This is a genomic window from Pseudomonas sp. BLCC-B112 (assembly GCF_028550695.1).
GTDB classification, from domain to species: domain Bacteria; phylum Pseudomonadota; class Gammaproteobacteria; order Pseudomonadales; family Pseudomonadaceae; genus Aquipseudomonas; species Aquipseudomonas danubii.
On the sequence record NZ_JAQQGK010000009.1, the window covers coordinates 92503 to 109393 of the forward strand.

The 16891-nt window shown below is 61.3% G+C and carries 16 protein-coding genes and 1 pseudogene; 13 read left to right on the plus strand and 4 right to left on the minus strand.

The annotated features are described in order from the left end of the window. Positions 1 to 76: 76 nt before the first annotated feature. The 11 genes and pseudogenes from PQT43_RS22985 to PQT43_RS23035 all read left to right on the plus strand — a co-directional run. Positions 77 to 415, plus strand: a pseudogene (locus tag PQT43_RS22985) (dTMP kinase); the annotation flags it as partial. Then, positions 408 to 1394 (plus strand): DNA polymerase III subunit delta', encoded by a 987-nt coding sequence (locus tag PQT43_RS22990; protein ID WP_102878935.1) that lies wholly within the window; start codon positions 408 to 410, stop codon positions 1392 to 1394. The pseudogene PQT43_RS22985 and the gene PQT43_RS22990, both read left to right, overlap by 8 nt. A gap of 84 nt (positions 1395 to 1478) precedes the next feature. Continuing rightward, entirely contained in the window at positions 1479 to 2270 is a 792-nt protein-coding gene (locus PQT43_RS22995; protein WP_102878936.1) for a TatD family hydrolase, read from the plus strand. A gap of 802 nt (positions 2271 to 3072) precedes the next feature. Beyond that, positions 3073 to 3711 carry a TetR/AcrR family transcriptional regulator gene (locus PQT43_RS23000; protein ID WP_011060125.1) on the plus strand — a complete coding sequence of 213 codons (639 nt, stop codon included), beginning with the start codon at positions 3073 to 3075 and terminating at the stop codon, positions 3709 to 3711. A 138-nt stretch (positions 3712 to 3849) separates the two neighbouring features. Next, complete coding sequence (locus PQT43_RS23005; RefSeq protein WP_102878937.1) at positions 3850 to 4818, plus strand: GTP 3',8-cyclase MoaA; 969 nt, start codon at positions 3850 to 3852, stop codon at positions 4816 to 4818. Between the two features lie 100 nt (positions 4819 to 4918). Further along, entirely contained in the window at positions 4919 to 5521 is a 603-nt protein-coding gene (locus tag PQT43_RS23010; protein WP_102863903.1) for a DUF4823 domain-containing protein, read from the plus strand. Positions 5522 to 5539: 18 nt separating this feature from the next. After that, positions 5540 to 6103, plus strand: a complete 564-nt coding sequence (locus PQT43_RS23015; protein WP_102878938.1) for a DUF1285 domain-containing protein — start codon at positions 5540 to 5542, stop codon at positions 6101 to 6103. Positions 6104 to 6173: 70 nt separating this feature from the next. Next, positions 6174 to 6887 (plus strand): GntR family transcriptional regulator, encoded by a 714-nt coding sequence (locus PQT43_RS23020; RefSeq protein ID WP_102864106.1) that lies wholly within the window; start codon positions 6174 to 6176, stop codon positions 6885 to 6887. Beyond that, a complete protein-coding gene (locus tag PQT43_RS23025) occupies positions 6884 to 7882 on the plus strand; it encodes an ADP-ribosylglycohydrolase family protein (RefSeq protein ID WP_213664965.1) in 999 nt (332 codons plus the stop codon). The genes PQT43_RS23020 and PQT43_RS23025 overlap by 4 nt, the downstream gene beginning before the upstream one ends. A gap of 123 nt (positions 7883 to 8005) precedes the next feature. Next, entirely contained in the window at positions 8006 to 9472 is a 1467-nt protein-coding gene (locus PQT43_RS23030; protein WP_253084478.1) for a purine-cytosine permease family protein, read from the plus strand. Further along, positions 9465 to 10382, plus strand: a complete 918-nt coding sequence (locus PQT43_RS23035) for a PfkB family carbohydrate kinase (RefSeq protein WP_110595209.1) — start codon at positions 9465 to 9467, stop codon at positions 10380 to 10382. The genes PQT43_RS23030 and PQT43_RS23035 overlap by 8 nt, the downstream gene beginning before the upstream one ends. Before the next feature lie 53 nt (positions 10383 to 10435). Here the strand turns inward: PQT43_RS23035 and PQT43_RS23040 are convergent, their stop codons facing one another. Both PQT43_RS23040 and PQT43_RS23045 read right to left on the minus strand, forming a co-directional pair. Then, positions 10436 to 10762 (minus strand): hypothetical protein, encoded by a 327-nt coding sequence (locus PQT43_RS23040; RefSeq protein WP_102863898.1) that lies wholly within the window; start codon positions 10760 to 10762, stop codon positions 10436 to 10438. A gap of 83 nt (positions 10763 to 10845) precedes the next feature. Then, positions 10846 to 12063, minus strand: coding sequence for an MFS transporter (locus PQT43_RS23045; RefSeq protein ID WP_272754698.1), 1218 nt, complete (start codon positions 12061 to 12063; stop codon positions 10846 to 10848). Positions 12064 to 12267: 204 nt separating this feature from the next. On the opposite strand from PQT43_RS23045, the gene PQT43_RS23050 reads away from it, so the two are divergent. After that, the gene (locus PQT43_RS23050) at positions 12268 to 12747 is read left to right on the plus strand and encodes a GNAT family N-acetyltransferase (protein ID WP_102863896.1); all 480 of its coding nucleotides are present in this window, start codon (positions 12268 to 12270) and stop codon (positions 12745 to 12747) included. Positions 12748 to 12861: 114 nt separating this feature from the next. Here the strand turns inward: PQT43_RS23050 and PQT43_RS23055 are convergent, their stop codons facing one another. Next, positions 12862 to 13914 carry an NAD(P)-dependent alcohol dehydrogenase gene (locus tag PQT43_RS23055; RefSeq protein WP_102878942.1) on the minus strand — a complete coding sequence of 351 codons (1053 nt, stop codon included), beginning with the start codon at positions 13912 to 13914 and terminating at the stop codon, positions 12862 to 12864. 180 nt (positions 13915 to 14094) lie between these two features. Here PQT43_RS23055 and PQT43_RS23060 point away from each other — a divergent pair, with 180 nt between their 5' ends. Then, a complete protein-coding gene (locus PQT43_RS23060; protein WP_102878943.1) occupies positions 14095 to 14991 on the plus strand; it encodes an AraC family transcriptional regulator in 897 nt (298 codons plus the stop codon). 163 nt (positions 14992 to 15154) lie between these two features. On the opposite strand, the gene PQT43_RS23065 is transcribed toward PQT43_RS23060, so the two are convergent. Beyond that, the gene (locus tag PQT43_RS23065) at positions 15155 to 16819 is read right to left on the minus strand and encodes an electron transfer flavoprotein-ubiquinone oxidoreductase (protein WP_272754701.1); all 1665 of its coding nucleotides are present in this window, start codon (positions 16817 to 16819) and stop codon (positions 15155 to 15157) included. Positions 16820 to 16891: the final 72 nt, after the last annotated feature.

Sequence of the window (16891 nt, forward strand, 5' to 3'; positions counted from 1 at the left end):
GGGGTTTTTGGGGTTTACATTTCTCTCTGGTACAAAGTATATCATTGTGTTTACCTTTTATAATATTCCAGAACAAGACTCGACCTACGCCTATCAGGGGGCTGGTCGTGGCCTGAGTCTTGCGCGCATCGCTGCCCTTGAGGATTTCGTCCAGGGCCAGCTGCGCCCGGACCTGACCCTGGTGTTTGACCTGCCGGTGGACGTTGGCCTGGCCCGGGCCAGTGCCCGTGGCCGGCTGGATCGCTTCGAGCAGGAAGGCCAGGCGTTTTTCCAGAAGGTGCGTGAGGCTTACCTGAAGCGTGCTGAAGCTGCTCCGCAGCGTTATTTCCTGGTGGATGCGGCGCAGCCACTGGCGCAGGTCCAGCAGTCCCTGGATGCCTTGCTGCCACAATTGCTGGAGCGCGCCCGTGGCTGAGGTCTTTCCCTGGCAGGACGGCCTCTGGCAACAGTTGGCGGGGCGCGCGCAGCATGCTCACGCCTACCTGCTGCACGGCCCGGCGGGAATTGGCAAGCGGGCCCTGGCTGAGCGCCTGATGGCGCGCCTGTTGTGCCAGCGCCCCGACGGGCTGGATGCCTGCGGTCAGTGCAAGTCTTGTCTGTTGTTGCAGGCGGGTAGTCATCCAGACAATTACGTGCTGGAACCCGAAGAAGCGGACAAGGCGATCAAGGTCGACCAGGTTCGCGAGCTGGTGAGTTTCGTGGTCCAGACTGCGCAGCTGGGCGGACGCAAGGTGGTGCTGATCGAGCCTGTGGAGTCGATGAACATCAACGCCTCCAACGCCCTGTTGAAAAGCCTTGAGGAGCCTTCAGGCGACACCGTGCTGTTGCTGGTGAGCCATCAGCCCAGCCGGCTGTTGCCCACCATCAAGAGCCGTTGTGTGCAGCAGGCGTGCCCATTGCCCAGCGCGGCAATGAGTCAGCAGTGGCTGTCCCAGGCCTTGCCTGAATGCACCGAGGAGGAGCGGTTGGAGCTGCTGACTCTCGCGGCGGGATCGCCGCTGGCTGCCGTCGGCTTGCAGGCCCAAGGGGTGCGTGAGCAGCGGGCGTTGGTGGTGGAGGGGGTGAAGAAGTTGCTCAAGCAGCAACAGTCGCCAACCCAGTTGGCCGAGGCCTGGAATGCCATCCCCTTGTTGCTGCTGTTCGATTGGTTCTGTGACTGGTCGAACCTGATCCTGCGCTACCAACTGACCCAGGACGAAGACGGACTGGGGTTGCAGGACATGCGCAAGGTGCTGCAGTACCTGGCGCAAAAGTCCGGCCAGGACAAGGTGCTGGCGATCCAGGACTGGATCCTGGCCCAGCGGCAAAAGGTTCTGAGCAAGGCCAACCTCAATCGCGTGTTGCTGCTGGAAGCGCTGTTGGTGCAATGGTCGGCGTTGCCTACCCAGCGCTGACAGGCAGCGTCTAGAATCAAGCCTGTATCCGGCCGGACTGTGCAGTCCGGCCCTTTCATTTATCGGATGTAGTTGCAGTCTCTTATGCTCGTAGATTCCCATTGCCACCTTGATCGTCTCGACCTTGCCGCCCACGACGGCTCACTGGATGCCGCGCTCGATGCCGCCCGTCAGCGCGGTGTCGGGCATTTTCTGTGCATTGGCGTCAGTGCCGACAACGCGGCGGACGTCAAAGCGCTGGCCGAGCGTTATGACGACGTCGATTGTTCGGTGGGGGTGCATCCGCTGGATGTGCAGCCGGGGGCGGCTCCGGCGCTGGACTGGTTGCTGGATGAATTGAACCATCCGCGAGTGGTGGCTATCGGCGAAACCGGACTGGACTATCACTACGAGCCGGAAGCGGCCGAGTTGCAGCAGGAGTCCTTCCGTTTGCACCTGCAGGCCGCGCAGCAGACTGGCAAGCCGGTGGTCGTGCATACCCGCGGTGCCCGGGCCGATACGCTGGCGCTGTTGCGTGAAGCTGCATTGCCCAATGCCGGCGTGTTGCATTGCTTTACCGAGGACTGGGACATGGCCAAGGCAGCTCTGGACCTGGGGTTCTATATTTCTCTGTCGGGCATTGTCACCTTCCGCAATGCCGACGCTTTGCGCGATGTGGCGCGGCAGGTGCCTGCCGATCGCTTGTTGGTGGAAACCGATTCACCTTATCTGGCGCCTATCCCCTATCGCGGCAAGCCCAACCTGCCGCAGTACGTACGTGAAGTGGCGGAGTTCCTGGCGATGTTGCGGGGCGAAGCCTATGACGCCTTTGCCGAACAGACCACAGCCAACTTCAAACGTCTGTTTCCCCTGGCGCGAGTCAAGGGTGAGGCCTGAGTCTCCGATGTATGGAAGAGCAAATTTCAGGCAAAAAAAACCCGGGTTCTGGGGGGTGAATCCGGGTTAAGACCATTAGGAGTAAAACTAAGGCACGCGGTCCTTCGGTACCTTGATCGGCGTTTCACTTGGGGGAGATGTCCCGCCGACAGTTCAAGTATTGATCACTATTGCATTCAGTCCAGTTGCTCCTGCTCGTTTTTTAAACAAATTTGGAATACGAGCGCTTCGGTTGAGTTCTCATTTTCGGTGTTTTGGGGCTTATTTCGTTGAAAATCCCAAAAAATCAGTCTGTTTTCGCAAATTTTGCACAAATTCGACGATTTTCCCCCTTCGGTAAACACACAAGCTGTTGCAGTTTAGTTTCCCGGGAAGCCTGATCCCCATCAATGGTATCGATACATTCAGACCTTTCACCTGTCCTGGATGGAGCTTTCGAGGCTCATCGGTAATATTTCCTGATGCTGATAAAGGCGACACTCCTGCGAAGCAGTGAAGCAATTGCGACTCATTGCGGTATTTTCGTCGAGTGTGGGGCTGAGGCCGGTATCGAGACCCGATTACAGAAAAATCGAGACTTTACGGTCTGATACGAGGCTTTACAGCTGTCGATGTTTTCTATTTGAACCGCTTGCCGGGCCCGTATTCACTGGATTTTCCGGACGTTTGCGACTCATCTGTGTCTTTTCGTCTCGAGGGCTTTTACGTCAGAAACAGTGGCAACGACGGATGATCCGTGCATTTTGGCGCAAGTTAGGCATAATACGCGGCTTCGATTTTGACCCCGAACAGACCTTTTCTTATGCAAAAAGAACCTCGTAAGGTCCGTGAGTTTCGTCGCCGTGAGCAAGAAATTCTCGATACCGCGCTCAAGCTGTTCCTCGAACAAGGTGAAGACAGCGTCACCGTCGAGATGATTGCGGATGCCGTGGGTATCGGCAAAGGGACCATCTACAAGCATTTCAAGTCCAAGGCGGAGATCTACCTGCGCCTGATGCTCGACTATGAGCGGGATCTGAACGAGTTGCTGCACTCTGCCGATGTCGACAAGGACAAGGAGGCTCTGTCTCGGGCCTACTTCGAGTTCCGCATGCGCGATCCGCAGCGCTACCGGTTGTTCGACCGCCTGGAAGAGAAGGTGGTCAAGGGCAATCAGGTGCCGGAGATGGTCGAGGAACTGCACAAGATCCGTGCTTCCAACTTCGAGCGCCTGACCCTGCTGATCAAGGGCCGCATCAGCGAAGGCAAGCTGGAAGACGTGCCGCCTTACTTCCACTACTGCGCTTCCTGGGCGCTGGTGCACGGTGCCGTGGCGCTCTATCACTCGCCATTCTGGAGCAATGTGCTCGAGGATCAGGAAGGTTTCTTCCAGTTCCTGATGGACATCGGCGTGCGCATGGGCAACAAGCGCAAGCGCGACCCCGACACTTCCAACAGCTGAGGCATTCGCCCGTTGTATTGCGCCATCGGGTAACTGTATGGCGCGGTGTCCGAGGAATATACTCAGGCATGGGACTTGCTAAAACCTGATTTTTGAGTCAGGTTTTGCCGGTTCTCCCTTCTTACGCCGGAGTCATCCATGATCGTTGATCGTCAAGGCAGGCGCTTTCGCAACTTGCGGATCAGCCTGACGTCTGCCTGCAACTACGCCTGTACCTACTGCGTGCCCAACGGCAAGCGGCTGGTGGCTGCCCAGGATGAGTTGTCGGCCCAGGCGATGGCCCGGGGCGTGGCGTATCTGATCGAAGCGGCTGGCATCGAGCGCTTGCGCATCACCGGCGGTGAGCCCCTGGTCAGCCCCAAGCTGGAAGCTTTCATGGAGGCGGTGGGGCGGATGGATCTGGAAGACATCAGTCTGACCACCAACGGTCAGTTGCTGGCGCGCAAGCTGCCATTGTTGCTGGAAGCAGGGATCCGTCGAATCAACGTTTCTCTCGACACTCTGGATGCCAAGGCCTTTCGCAGCATCGCCCGCGGCGGGGATCTGGCCACTGTGCTCGATGGCATGCAGCAAGCCCGTGCCGCGGGGTTGAAGATCAAGGTCAACATGGTGCCGTTGCGCGGACAGAACCTGGACCAGGTCATGCCGTTGCTCGATTACTGTCTGCAGCAGGGCTATGAATTGCGTTTCATCGAGTTGATGCGCATGGGCCACCTGGCTAGCGACGGCAATGCTTTCCTGCAGCAGTTTGTCAGCCTGCAGCAGTTGCTGGACCTGATCGGCCAGCGCTACGACTACCTGCAGGCCGACGCGCCACTGGATGCCACGGCCGTACGCTACGAGATTCCCGGGCTTGGCCATTTCGGAGTGATTGCCAACGAGAGTGTGCCGTTCTGCCGGACTTGCTCGCGCCTGCGACTGTCTTCCACTGGCTGGTTGCACGGCTGCCTGTCTTCGAGCAATCGTCACTATGTTGGCGATCTGCTGGACAAGCCGCGCCATCAAGCTTTGCCGGCCCTGCAGCGCCTGTTGGTCAAGGCCTTGGGAGACAAGCAGGATGTGGCCTTCTCCGGCGGAGCCACGGTGATGAAGATCATCGGTGGCTGATGCTGATTTTCCGTGAGTTTCCTTCAATCGCGTAGCTGGCGCGGAAGCTGCATCCCGTGGCCATTCGCCGGTTTTCCGTCACCGGATTTTGGAGGGTAGGATGCGTAGCCTGGTTTTGCTGCTGGCCTTTTTGGCACTTGGCGGCTGCATGAATGTCAGTGATATGGGCGAAGGGGTGCGTTATCACCTGAGTGACGCCGGGGTGCTCGACCACAGTGATACCCGCCGTACCAGCTCATTCCGCATTCAGCCGGATTCGTTCATTTTCATCGCCCAGGGGCCTTTCGCTCCTCCAGGCAGCGCGTACCCGCGGCCCAACGTGGTGGCGGAGGAAGCCTTCAACGGCTTTATCGAATATTTCCCCATGGTGCGTCGCGCCCGAGCAGCCGAAGGCCTCAACGAAGCCATGGCCGAAGCCCGGGAGCTAGGCGCGCACTATCTTCTTTACGCCCGTTTTGCCAAGGCGGATGACCGCATCGGCAACTCCGATGAGTGGCTGGATCAGGAAGCCGTGGACCGCCTGGGGGTCGATACCAGTACCATCCAGATCATGCTGATCGAAACCAGTACCCAGTATCTGATCGATTCGGCACGTATTCGCAGTCGTGGCGGTTTACTGACGTTCCACGACAACAAGCCCCAGGATCTGCTCGGCCCGCCCTTGCAGCAATACGCGCGCGGTTTGCTGGGCTTGAGTGACTGATTGATTGAGGAGAGCGGTATGAGTGGTCCAGGCAAGGCCAACGACCTGTTGGCGCAGATTCCCAAGGCTGAGAAGGGCCTGCCGCCGGTCCACTTGTGGAATCCCGATTTCTGCGGCGATATCGACATGCGCATCGCTCGTGACGGTACCTGGTATTACCTGGGCACACCCATCGGCCGCAAGCCCATGGTCAAGCTGTTCTCCACGATCATCCGCCGCGATGGCGACCAGTACTTTCTCATCACTCCGGTTGAGAAAGTGGGGATCAAGGTTGATGACGCACCTTTCGTTGCCGTGACCCTGGAGGTCGAAGGGCAGGGCGAAAACCAGGTGTTGCGCTTCACCACCCATGTCGATGAACAGGTGGTTGCCGGCGCTGAGCATCCCCTGCGCGTGGTGATCGATCCTCAGACCCAGGAGCCTGCGCCCTATATCCTGGTTCGACACAATCTTGAGGCGCTGATCCATCGCAACGTCTTCTACCAACTGGTGGAACTGGCGCAGACGCGCACCCTTGAAGGCCAGAACTGGCTGGGAGTGTGGAGCGGCGGAACGTTTTTTCCCATAGGTCTTGAGCCTTAGACGGACGTTTCCAGCCGGTGTAAGAAGATATTTCTTGCTCTTGATCCGATCTTTCATGTATCAACCGGACATGATCAAACATGTCCGATTCGATAAGAAAACAAGAGTGGTCGACGAGCTGATCCGGCGCATTGAAAGCGGTCTCATGGAAGACGGCTTCCAGCTTCCGGGGGAGCATCAGTTGGCCGAAGAGTTCGGTGTCAGTCGCGGCACCTTGCGTGAGGCCCTGGCCGAGCTCAAGCGTCGCAACTACATCGCCACACAGAGCGGCGTCGGCTCCATTGTCACCTTCGATGGCGTGGCCCTGGACCAGCATCACGGTTGGGCCCAGGCGCTGGCCGACAGTGGAGCGCTGGTCAATACCGAGGTGTTGCGCCTGGAGGCGATCTGCCGTCCCGAGCTCAAGCACCGCCTGGGCACTGACCAATTCATTGCCCTGGACCGCCGTCGCCGCAGCACCGAGGGGCGGGTGCTGTCTCTTGAGCGCTCCCTGATCCCTGCATCCGGCGAACTTGAAGGCCTGCCCCGGGTTGGCCTGATCGATGATTCCCTGACCATTACCCTGGCCGCCTACGGCTATATCGGCGAGCGTGGCGATCAGTGGATCGGCGCCGAACCCTTGAATGCCGAAGACGCCGAGCTGCTGGGCCGTGCTCCCGGAGAAGTGTTCCTCAAGGCCCTGCGCACTACCTATGACCGCCAGGGACGCTTCATGGAGCAGGTGGAGAGCCTGTTGGACCCGCAGCATTTTCGCCTGCACCTGCAATTTGGAGAGTCAGGGTGAGCCAGCTCCGGCGGGCGCTTGGCGCTTTTTATGGATTGGCCTTGGGCGACGCCCTGGGCATGCCGACCCAGTCCCTGAGTCGTGAACAGATCCAGCAGCGCTTCGGCGCTATCGGTACCCTGGAAGATGCCGGCCCGGATCAGCCGATCGCGGCGAACATGCCTGCCGGCTCCATTACCGACGACACCGAACAGGCGATCCTGGTGGGCCGCCTGCTGGTCCAGGGCCAAGGCCGTATCGCTCCGACCGCGCTGGCCAGCAGCCTGATTGAATGGGAGGCCGCGATGCAGGCCAAAGGCTCCCAGGACCTGCTCGGGCCTTCCACCAAACACGCGATTGAACTGATCCTCGCCGGTCACTCGGTGGAAGAGGCCGGCCGCTACGGCACCACCAATGGCGCCGCGATGCGTATCACGCCAGTGGGCATCGCCAGCGATGTTGCCCACTCCGATCGTTTTATCCAGGCGGTGGTCCAGGCCTGCCAGGTCACCCACAACACCAGCCTGGGCATTGCCAGTGCGGCAGCGGTGGCGGCAGTCGTGTCCGCAGGTGTCAATGGCGCTTGCCTGGCGGACGCTTTGCCCCTTGGGAGGCAGGTTGCCTGGCAGGCACAGGCGCAAGGTTACTGGGTCGCCGGTGCCAGTATTGCCGCGCGCCTGGAGTGGGCTGCCACTCTGAGCGTGGATGGCGACAAGCAGGGGTTTGCCCGGATGCTCTATGAGCTGGTGGGGACCTCGGTGGCGTCCCAAGAGTCGGTGGTAACGAGCTTTGCCCTGGCCGGGCAAGTGGCGCTTGGTCATCTGGAAGCCTTCGAGGCCTTGTGCATGGCTGCCAGCCTGGGGGGCGATACCGACACTATCGCCGCGATTCTCGGGGCCATGCTCGGCGCCTGCCTTGGGCTCGAGGCGTGGCCCAGGGATTTGATCGACCGGGTGCAGCAGGTCAATGAACTGGATCTGCAGCCGCTGGTACAAGAGCTGCTGGCTCTGCGCTGAGCCAGCTTGCTCTGAGAACACCTATGGCTATGGAAAGCTAAAAAACACGGCCAGGAATGCCGGGATGTTCAGCGACTTCCGAAATTGCCAAAAATCACAACAATGGCAACAGGAGCCTTATTCATGAGTTCATCGACCGCCGGGCCAGGTGTCGGACAACTGGAAACCCGTGGCATCGAGCCGGTCCCGGAAGCGGAGTGCAACGGTCATCCTTTGCAGCTGTTCTGGGTCTGGTTTGCGGCCAATATCAGCATCCTCGGGTTGCCCCTGGGGGCGACCCTGGTGGCGTTTCGCGGCCTGTCGATCTGGCAGGTGCTGCTGGTGGCGGTCCTGGGCTCGGTGGGATCGTTCGCCGTGGTCGGGCTGATATCCGTGGCCGGCCGTCGTGGCCGGGCGCCGAGCCTGACCCTGTCTCGGGCCATTTTCGGTGTGCGCGGCAATATCGGCCCGACCCTGGTGTCCATGCTGTCGCGAGTCGGTTGGGAAACGGTCAATACCACCACCGCAGCCTTTGTTCTCCTGTCCTTGAGTTCGATCCTGTTCCACACCCCGGCCTCGGCCAAGGACGCGCCACTGTTGACCCTGCTGTTCATCGCTATCTTTGTGCTCATGACGCTGAGTGTGTCCGGTCTGGGCCACGCCACGTTGCTGGTGATCCAGAAGTGGGCCACCTACGGATTCGGCGCGCTGAACGTCCTGGTGGGCGGCTTTCTCTGTGCCACCATCGACTGGACCGCAGTGTTCAATGCCTCCCCCGCGCCCATGAGCGCGATGATCATCGGCGTCGGCACCATGGCCGCAGGCACCGGGATCGGCTGGGCCAGCTCTGGGGCGGACATGTCCCGTTATCAGCAACGTTCGGTCACCGCCGGACGCCTGGTGGCCTCGGCGGCCTTCGGTGCCGGTATTCCGCTGGTGCTGCTGATCACCCTGGGAGGCTTGCTGTCGGTCGGTAACGATCATCTGGCCTCAGCGGTGGACCCGATCATTGCGATCCGCGACATGCTGCCAACCTGGATGGCCGTGCCTTACCTGATCGCTGCCTTCGGCGGTCTGCTGTTGTCCAATAACCTGTCGGTGTATTCCGCCGGTCTCACGGCGCTGACCCTGGGCCTCAAGGTCAAGCGGGTCTACGCAGTACTGGTGGACATCGTGGCGATCTTCATGGGGTCGATCTACTTCATGTTGATCGCTGACAGTTTCTACGGCCCCTTCATCAGCTTCATTTCCCTGCTGGCGGTGCCGATCACGGCCTGGGTGGGAATCTTCGTGGTGGACTTGATCCATCGCCACTACTACAGCGCCGATGATTTATTGAATGTGGGCCCGAGCAGCGCCTACTGGTATCAGGGCGGCATCGAATGGCGGGCCTTTGGTGCCTGGGTGCTGGCCATCGTCCTGGGCTTCTGTTTCACCAGCATTGGCACCACGGTCGAGGACGTCTGGTTCACGGGACCATTGGCCGATTCCTGGCTGGGGCATAACGGCCTGGGCTGGATCGTCACCTTCCTGGTGGCCGGCGGCGTCTATGGCGTGCTGGGCGGCGCCCGTGACCGGCGTCGGGCTTTTGTCGAGAATGCCAATGCCTAGATTGCTCCACAGTGGCCAGGTGATCGTCGATCTGGTGATGGCCGTTGATCGCCTGCCGGAGTCTGGCGGCGATGTGCTGGCGCAGTCGGCCAGTTTCGAGGCGGGTGGCGGTTTCAATGTCATGGCGGCGGCCGCGCGCAATGGCCTGCCGGTGGTCTATCTCGGTCGTCACGGCCAGGGGCGTTTTGGTGATCTGGCGCGGCAGGCGATGCAGGCCGAAGGCATCCAGATGAGCCTGGAACCCAGTCTTGGGGCCGACACGGGTCTATGCGTGGCCTTGACCGAAGCCTCTGCCGAACGCACTTTCATTTCCCATATAGGTGCCGAGGGCGAACTGACGGTCGAAGACTTGGCGCAGGTCGAGGTGAGAGCGGGGGATTACCTCTACGTCAGTGGCTACAGCCTGCTGCAGGCGAGCAAGGCCAAGGCCCTGGTCGACTGGGTGCTGGCGTTGCCAGCCTCGGTGCCCCTGATGTTCGATCCGGGGCCGCTGGTGGGCTCGTTGGATTCTCCCTTGATGGCGGCTTTGTTGCCACGTATCGACATCTGGAGCAGTAACCGGGTCGAGGCCCTGCGCTTGAGTGCCAGCTCGGAAATGGTCGAAGCCTTGCAGCGGCTGGGCTCAAGGTTGTCGTCCAAGGCCATGTTGGTACTGCGTGACGGTCCCCGAGGTTGCTGGATCAATCAAGAGGGGCGTGCTGTGCTGGTGCCGGGGTTCAAGGTCGAGGCAGTGGACAGCAATGGTGCCGGCGATGCCCATGCCGGTGTCTTTGTCGCCGCGCTTGCTGCGGGTCATGAGCCGCAGGCAGCGGCTCGTCGGGCCAATGCGGCGGCGGCCATCGCGGTGACCCGCCGTGGCCCGGCCACCGCACCGTGCAGCGCGGAAGTGGACGCAATGTTGCGGGCCTGATGGACCGTCACCAGCCTTGCGCAGCACTAGCTGGATTGAGCCGGCGCCGGGTGTTACTGGCTGCTGCCCTCTGAGCCTGAGCCACCGGTGGTGGTTTTCGATCCGCTACCGGTCTTGCCATTGTCCGGAGTCGTGGCATCCAGGGTGCCGGCGCCGCCCTGGCGGCCGTTGTCGTTGCCCTGGATTCTAGGGTCGGTGCCGGTGGCCGGCGGCAGCGAGCCTTCGTCCATGGCCGGCGGGTTGATGTTGATCTTCGGTGTGCTCTGGGGGGCAGGGGATTGCGGGCCTTCTACCGGATTGGTGGGGCCTGTGGTGCCCGCCAGGGCGGCGCTGGACAACAGTCCGGCCAGGGCCAGGGCTGAGAGTTGGACCTTGATCATGGTGTCGCCTCCATTGTTAGAGTCGTTACCTGATATTGGTCTGCCCTGGCGTGGGGTTGGTGCCGGATGATCGACGAACGGCGCTAAGGGTTGTGGGCGATACGCAGTTGGAACGCTCGGCGCCAGCCCAGGCGGCCGAGGCTGATCAGCCAGTTCAGCAGAGCAATTGCCAGTACGGTGAACAGCAGCGCCTGCATGCCGGCCTCGACGATGATCCGCCCGGCCAGCCAGGGAAAGCCGAATACCCCGACAAAATAGGACAGGCTGAACAACAGCAGTGCCTGCGAGGTGCTGCCGGCAGGTGCTTCGTTGGCGGCCAGGCCGTTGATCACTGAATACGTCAGGCCATAGCCAACGCCTAGTATCACTGCGGCCAGCAGGTAGCTGGTGCTGCTGTCGACGACAAACAGGAACAGCAGGATCGACACCACCATCAGCCCCGATAGCAGGCAGGATGCGCGATAGGGGTCACGCTTGACCACGATGCCGGCGATCAGCATCCGGCTGGCGATGGCGGCGCTCATGAACCCGAGGAAGAACAGCGAGTAGTCCACGCCTCGGGATACACCGTAGCTGGTCTGGAAACTCGACAGCCCGCCGAACACACAGCCACCCAGGCCCACCATCAGGATTGGCCACAGGGCCCTGGAAGACAGTACGCGTGCCGCACCGCTCCTGGTGATCCGGGCCGCCGAAGCCCCCAGATGATTGGGTTCGCGACTCAAGCGGGCGCCCAGCCGCCAAAAGATCAGCACCCCCACCAGGCTGGCCGCCGCTGCAATGAAAAAAGCGCTGGTCACGGGATAGCCCAGGGCGCTGGCCAGGCGACCCAGCAGCGGCCCGGAACCTATGCCGGTCATCATGCTGCCCGACAGCAGGGCGAAGTAACGGGCCCGTTGCGTGGGCTCCACCAGCATCGCCACTATGATTGGCCCCAGGGTGTAGAACACTCCCCAGCCCAGGCCCAGGGTCAGGCCGAAGAGCAGCAGGGCGTGGCCGAACCCGGGGGTCAGGGCAAAGCCCAGGCTGGCTAGGGCCAGCAGGCAGCCGAACAGCGCCACCGAACGTGCGGCGCCAAGCCAGTCCGATAGGTGCCCGGAACCGATCACCGCGACGAAGGTGCTGAGCATCGCTGCCGAAATCACGCTGCCGGCGTCGTGCTCATTGCCGCCGCGGCTGCTGATCAGCAAGGACAGGAGAAAGGTCGATCCGTAAGACAGTGACAACAGATAGCTGCCCAGACAGAACAACCCGAACAATGGCCCCGGCCCCCTGGATTCCTGCATAGCCCGCACGGACATGAAAACTCCTCTCTTATGCTTGTAGTCGTGGAGGGCTTTCTAGCATGGCCTTCTGCGCTGTTTGTTCTGATCCTGCAGGCCTCAGGGTTAGTCGACAGCGGAGTAAGCCGCGAGCCGCGGAATCAGCTTTGCGCGTAAATGGCCGTGCATGTATTTCGGCTGTCGTTCTAATATGGCCACCTGATTCCGCCTAGAGAACCGTCGATGACCGTCGTAATCCGTCCTGCACTGCCCAGCGATGCCCCACAGATTCTTGCTTTCATCACTGAGCTCGCCGACTACGAGCGGGCTCGTCACGAAGTGATTGCCGGCGTCGCCGATATCGAGCGCAGCTTGTTCAGTGAGGGGGCTACGGCCCACGGCCTGATCTGTCTGCGTGACGGCGTGCCAATTGGCTTTGCGGTGTTTTTCTTCAGTTATTCCACCTGGCTGGGCAGCAACTGTCTGTACCTGGAGGATCTCTACATCACCCCGGAACAACGCGGTGGCGGGGCGGGCAAGCAACTGTTGCGGCATCTGGCACAGATCGCCTGTGACAACGATTGCGGACGCTTCGAATGGAGTGTGCTGGAGTGGAATGAACCGGCGATCCAGTTCTACAAGTCCCTGGGCGCCCAGCCTCAGGAGGAGTGGGTCAAGTACCGCATGGACGGCGAAGTGTTGCGGGCGTTCGCCCGGGGCTGACGACAGCCCCCATGGGCTGGCGCCAGCTGGCCCGTGCCGGAGCCGGCTTGTCGGCGAAGGCGTATTGCGTGGAGCGCCTCCTAGTGACAAGCCGGGCCGTCATGGCATCGAGATTCAGAGCTTCAAGGTCGCCATGTCGATCACGAAGCGATACTTCACATCCCCTTTGATCATGCGCTCATAGGCCTGGTTGATCTGGCGAATATCCAGCATCTCGATGTCGCAGGTGATGCCGTGCTCGGCGCAGAAATCCAGCACCTCCTGGGTCTCGGCAATGCCGCCGATCAGCGATCCGGCCAGTACGCGACGGCTCATCACCAGCTTGCCGGCGTGCAGTGCCGGGTCCACCGGCTCGATCAGGCCCACCAGGATGTGCACGCCGTCAAAGCGCAGGGTGTCGAGGTAGGGATTGAGGTCGTGGGGCACTGGGATGGTGTCCAGGAGGAAGTCGAAATGCCCGGCTACCGACTGCATCTGTGCCGCATCGGTGGATACGATCACATGGTCCGCGCCTTGGCGGCGGGCTTCTTCGGCCTTGCTCGCCGAGCGGGTGAACAGGGTCACTTCGGCCCCCAGGGCCTTGGCGAACTTGATGCCCATGTGGCCCAGGCCGCCCATGCCGAGAATCCCCACCTTGTCGCCAGCCTTGACGCCATAGTGCTTGAGGGGCGAGTAGGTGGTGATGCCGGCACAGAGAATCGGTGCTGCGCTGGCCAGGTCGAGTTTCTCCGGGATGCGCACGACAAAGTGCTCGCTGACCACGATGCTGTCGGAGTAGCCGCCCATGGTGTTGCTGCCATCGACCCGATCCGGGGTGGCGTAGGTCATGGTCGGACCTTCCAGGCAGTACTGTTCCAGGTTCGCAGCACAGGCTTCGCAATGGCGACAGGAGTCCACCATGCAGCCGACGCCCACCAAGTCGCCGACCTTGTGCTTGCTGACGTTGGCGCCGACGGCGGTGACCTTGCCGACGATCTCGTGGCCCGGCATCAGCGGGTACACGGCGATGCCCCATTCGTTGCGGGCCTGGTGGATGTCGGAGTGGCAGACGCCACAGTAGAGGATCTCGATGGCGACGTCGTCCGCGCGTGGGCTGCGGCGCTGGAAGCTCATGGGGGCGAGGGGAGTGGTGGCCGATTGAGCGGCATAACCGATGGCGGTGTACATGAAGAACCTCGCAAAAGCGCTGACAAGTGAGGCGGTGCATTCTCGGCGTCGAGCCTGAGGGCGGCCATGGCGATTCCTCGGCATGTCATGCCTATTCCTCCGGTATTGGCGGTTTTTGCGCGGCATTGGCCAGCAGACCTGCGATGATGTTTTCATCCCTTTTTTCGTGAAGTTTTCTGCATGCTGCTGACCCGTCACCTTGACGCCAATGCCACCCTGGTTTCGCTGATCCAGCCCCTTGCCAGCCGAGATGGTTTTGTTGCCACCGCCTTGCCTGGGGTCCAGGTGCTGCGGGCCAGCTGTGATGTGGCGCGAGGTCCACAGATCTATGAACCGAGCCTGATGATCATTGTCCAGGGCAGCAAACTGGCCTACCTGGGCACGCGGACCCTGGAATACGGCGCCGGGCACTACCTGATCCAGGCCTTGTCGGTGCCCTTCGAGTGCGAAACCTTCGCCTTGCCCGATGCACCGCTGCTGGGGATTTCCATTGCCATCGACCGGGCAGTCCTGAGCGAGCTGGTGCTGGCCATGGGGATCGCCGAAGGCCGGGCGGCTTCGGCGCAAACCCTGGAATCGATGACCTCGGCGGTGCTCGACGACGTCATGCGTGGTTGCGTGGAGCGCCTGCTGCGTTGCCTGCACGATCCTCTGGAGTGCAAGGTCATGGGGGCGTCCAGGGTGCGCGAGCTGCTCTTTGCTGCCCTGCGCGGGCCTCAGGCCGATGCGCTGCGGGCACTGGTGGAGCAGCAGGGGCAGTTCGCGCGGGTCGCGGCTTCGCTCAATCATCTGCACGAGCATTACACCGAGCCGTTGAACGTCGAGACGCTGGCCCGCTGCGCCAACATGAGCACGTCGACCTTCCACGAGCATTTCAAGCGCAGCACCCTGCTGTCGCCAGTGCAGTACCTCAAGCGCCTGCGGTTGCTCAAGGCCCAGCAGTTGCTGGTGGGAGAAGGGCTGGGTGTGGCCCAGGTAGCGCATCGGGTGGGTTACCAGAGCACCTCGCAATTCAGTCGCGAGTACAAGCGCTACTTTGAGCGTAATCCCGGGGATGAGCGGGCCGTTGCTCTGTAGATGCTGTTCGTAGGCGCTGGCTTGCCAGCGACGACGCCTTTGGGCCGCTACAAGGCTTGAGGGGTTCTTCGCCGACAAGTCGGTTTCTACCGGAGACTGTGCCAGCAAATCCCGGGCATGAAAAAGGCCCCCATAAAGGGGGCCTCTTGTGTACCGCGGCGACTTACATGTTCGGGTAAGTCGGGCCGCCGGCACCTTCCGGAGTGACCCAGGTGATGTTCTGGGCCGGGTCCTTGATATCGCAGGTCTTGCAGTGCACGCAGTTCTGGGCGTTGATCTGGAAGCGCTTCTCGCCGTCTTCCTGGGTGATCACTTCATACACGCCGGCCGGGCAGTAACGCTGAGCAGGCTCGTCGTACAGCGGCAGGTTGCGGCCCAGAGGGATGCTCGGGTCGGTCAGCTTGAGGTGGCAAGGCTGCTCTTCTTCATGGTTGGTACCGGAGATGAACACCGAGCTCAGTTTGTCGAAGCTGAGTTTGCCGTCGGGTTTGGGGTAGTCGATCTTCGCGCAGTCCTTGGCCAGCTTCAGGCTGGCGTAGTCCGGCTTGGTGTCATGCAGGGTGAAGGGCAGCTTGCCGCCGAAGATGTTCTGATCCATCCAGTTGAAGCCGGCGCCGATGATCGGACCGAACTTGTGCATGGCCGGGCCGAAGTTGCGGCTGGCGAACAGCTCTTCATACAGCCAGCTGGATTTGAAGGAGTCGACGTAGCTCTTCAGCTCGTCAGCCCCTTCGGAACCGGCGAACAGCGAGTCGGCCACGGCATCGGCGGCGAGCATGCCGGACTTCATGGCGGTGTGGCTGCCCTTGATCTTGGCCACGTTCATGGTGCCCAGGTCGCAGCCGATCAGCGCGCCGCCCTTGAAGACCATCTTCGGCAGCGAATTGATACCGCCCTTGGCCAGTGCACGGGCGCCGTAGCTGATGCGTTTGCCGCCTTCCAGGTACTGCTTGAGCACCGGGTGATGCTTGAGGCGCTGGAATTCGTCGAACGGCGACAGGTAGGTGTTGGCATAGGACAGGTCGACGATCAGGCCCACCACGACCTGGTTGTTTTCCAGGTGATAGAGGAAGGAACCGCCGGTGTTCTCGTTGCTCATGATGTCCAGCGGCCAGCCGGCGGTGTGGACCACCAGGCCCGGTTGGTGCTTGGCCGGATCGATTTCCCAGATTTCCTTGAGGCCGATGCCGTAGTGCTGGGCGTCGGCGTCGGTGTCCAGGTTGAAGCGCTTGATCAGTTGCTTGCCGATATGGCCGCGGCAGCCTTCGGCGAACAGGGTGTACTTGCCGCGCAGTTCCATGCCTGGGGTGTAGAGGCCATCTTTCGGCTGTCCTTCACGGTCGACACCCAGGTCACCGGTGATGATCCCGCGGACCACGCCGTTTTCGTCGATCAGGGCTTCCTGGGCGGCGAAGCCCGGGTAGATTTCCACGCCCAGGTTCTCGGCCTGCTGGGCCAGCCAGCGGCACAGGTTGCCCAGGGAAATGATGTAGTTGCCTTCGTTGTGCATGGTCTTGGGCACAAAGAAGTCTGGAACCTTGGTGGAAGTGTCGCCGCTACGCAGGACATAAATGTCGTCACGGGTGACCGGGGTGTTGAGCGGGGCGCCCAGTTCCTTCCAGTCCGGGAACAGTTCATTCAGGGCCCGAGGCTCGAACACGGCACCGGAAAGGATGTGAGCACCGACTTCGGAGCCTTTTTCAACCACGCAGACGCTGATTTCCTTACCGGCTTCAGCGGCCTTCTGCTTAAGGCGGCAAGCGGCGGACAAGCCTGCGGGGCCGGCACCGACGATGACCACGTCGAATTCCATGTATTCGCGTTCCACTAGGCTATCTCCTACTCAAGGCTCAACGGTTTTTTCTAATTGGAGGTTTGGCGTTGCATCCGCGCTTTCTCC

Coding starts and splice junctions, on each gene's coding strand:
- PQT43_RS23060 (WP_102878943.1), top strand. CDS start 14,095: ATGCTGCTGACCCGTCACCTTGACGCCAATGCCACCCTGGTTTCGCTG.
- PQT43_RS23050 (WP_102863896.1), top strand. CDS start 12,268: ATGACCGTCGTAATCCGTCCTGCACTGCCCAGCGATGCCCCACAGATT.
- PQT43_RS22995 (WP_102878936.1), top strand. CDS start 1,479: ATGCTCGTAGATTCCCATTGCCACCTTGATCGTCTCGACCTTGCCGCC.
- PQT43_RS23035 (WP_110595209.1), top strand. CDS start 9,465: ATGCCTAGATTGCTCCACAGTGGCCAGGTGATCGTCGATCTGGTGATG.
- PQT43_RS23010 (WP_102863903.1), top strand. CDS start 4,919: ATGCGTAGCCTGGTTTTGCTGCTGGCCTTTTTGGCACTTGGCGGCTGC.
- PQT43_RS23005 (WP_102878937.1), top strand. CDS start 3,850: ATGATCGTTGATCGTCAAGGCAGGCGCTTTCGCAACTTGCGGATCAGC.
- PQT43_RS23055 (WP_102878942.1), bottom strand. CDS start 13,914: ATGTACACCGCCATCGGTTATGCCGCTCAATCGGCCACCACTCCCCTC.
- PQT43_RS23040 (WP_102863898.1), bottom strand. CDS start 10,762: ATGATCAAGGTCCAACTCTCAGCCCTGGCCCTGGCCGGACTGTTGTCC.
- PQT43_RS23045 (WP_272754698.1), bottom strand. CDS start 12,063: ATGTCCGTGCGGGCTATGCAGGAATCCAGGGGGCCGGGGCCATTGTTC.
- PQT43_RS23015 (WP_102878938.1), top strand. CDS start 5,540: ATGAGTGGTCCAGGCAAGGCCAACGACCTGTTGGCGCAGATTCCCAAG.
- PQT43_RS23030 (WP_253084478.1), top strand. CDS start 8,006: ATGAGTTCATCGACCGCCGGGCCAGGTGTCGGACAACTGGAAACCCGT.
- PQT43_RS23000 (WP_011060125.1), top strand. CDS start 3,073: ATGCAAAAAGAACCTCGTAAGGTCCGTGAGTTTCGTCGCCGTGAGCAA.
- PQT43_RS23020 (WP_102864106.1), top strand. CDS start 6,174: ATGATCAAACATGTCCGATTCGATAAGAAAACAAGAGTGGTCGACGAG.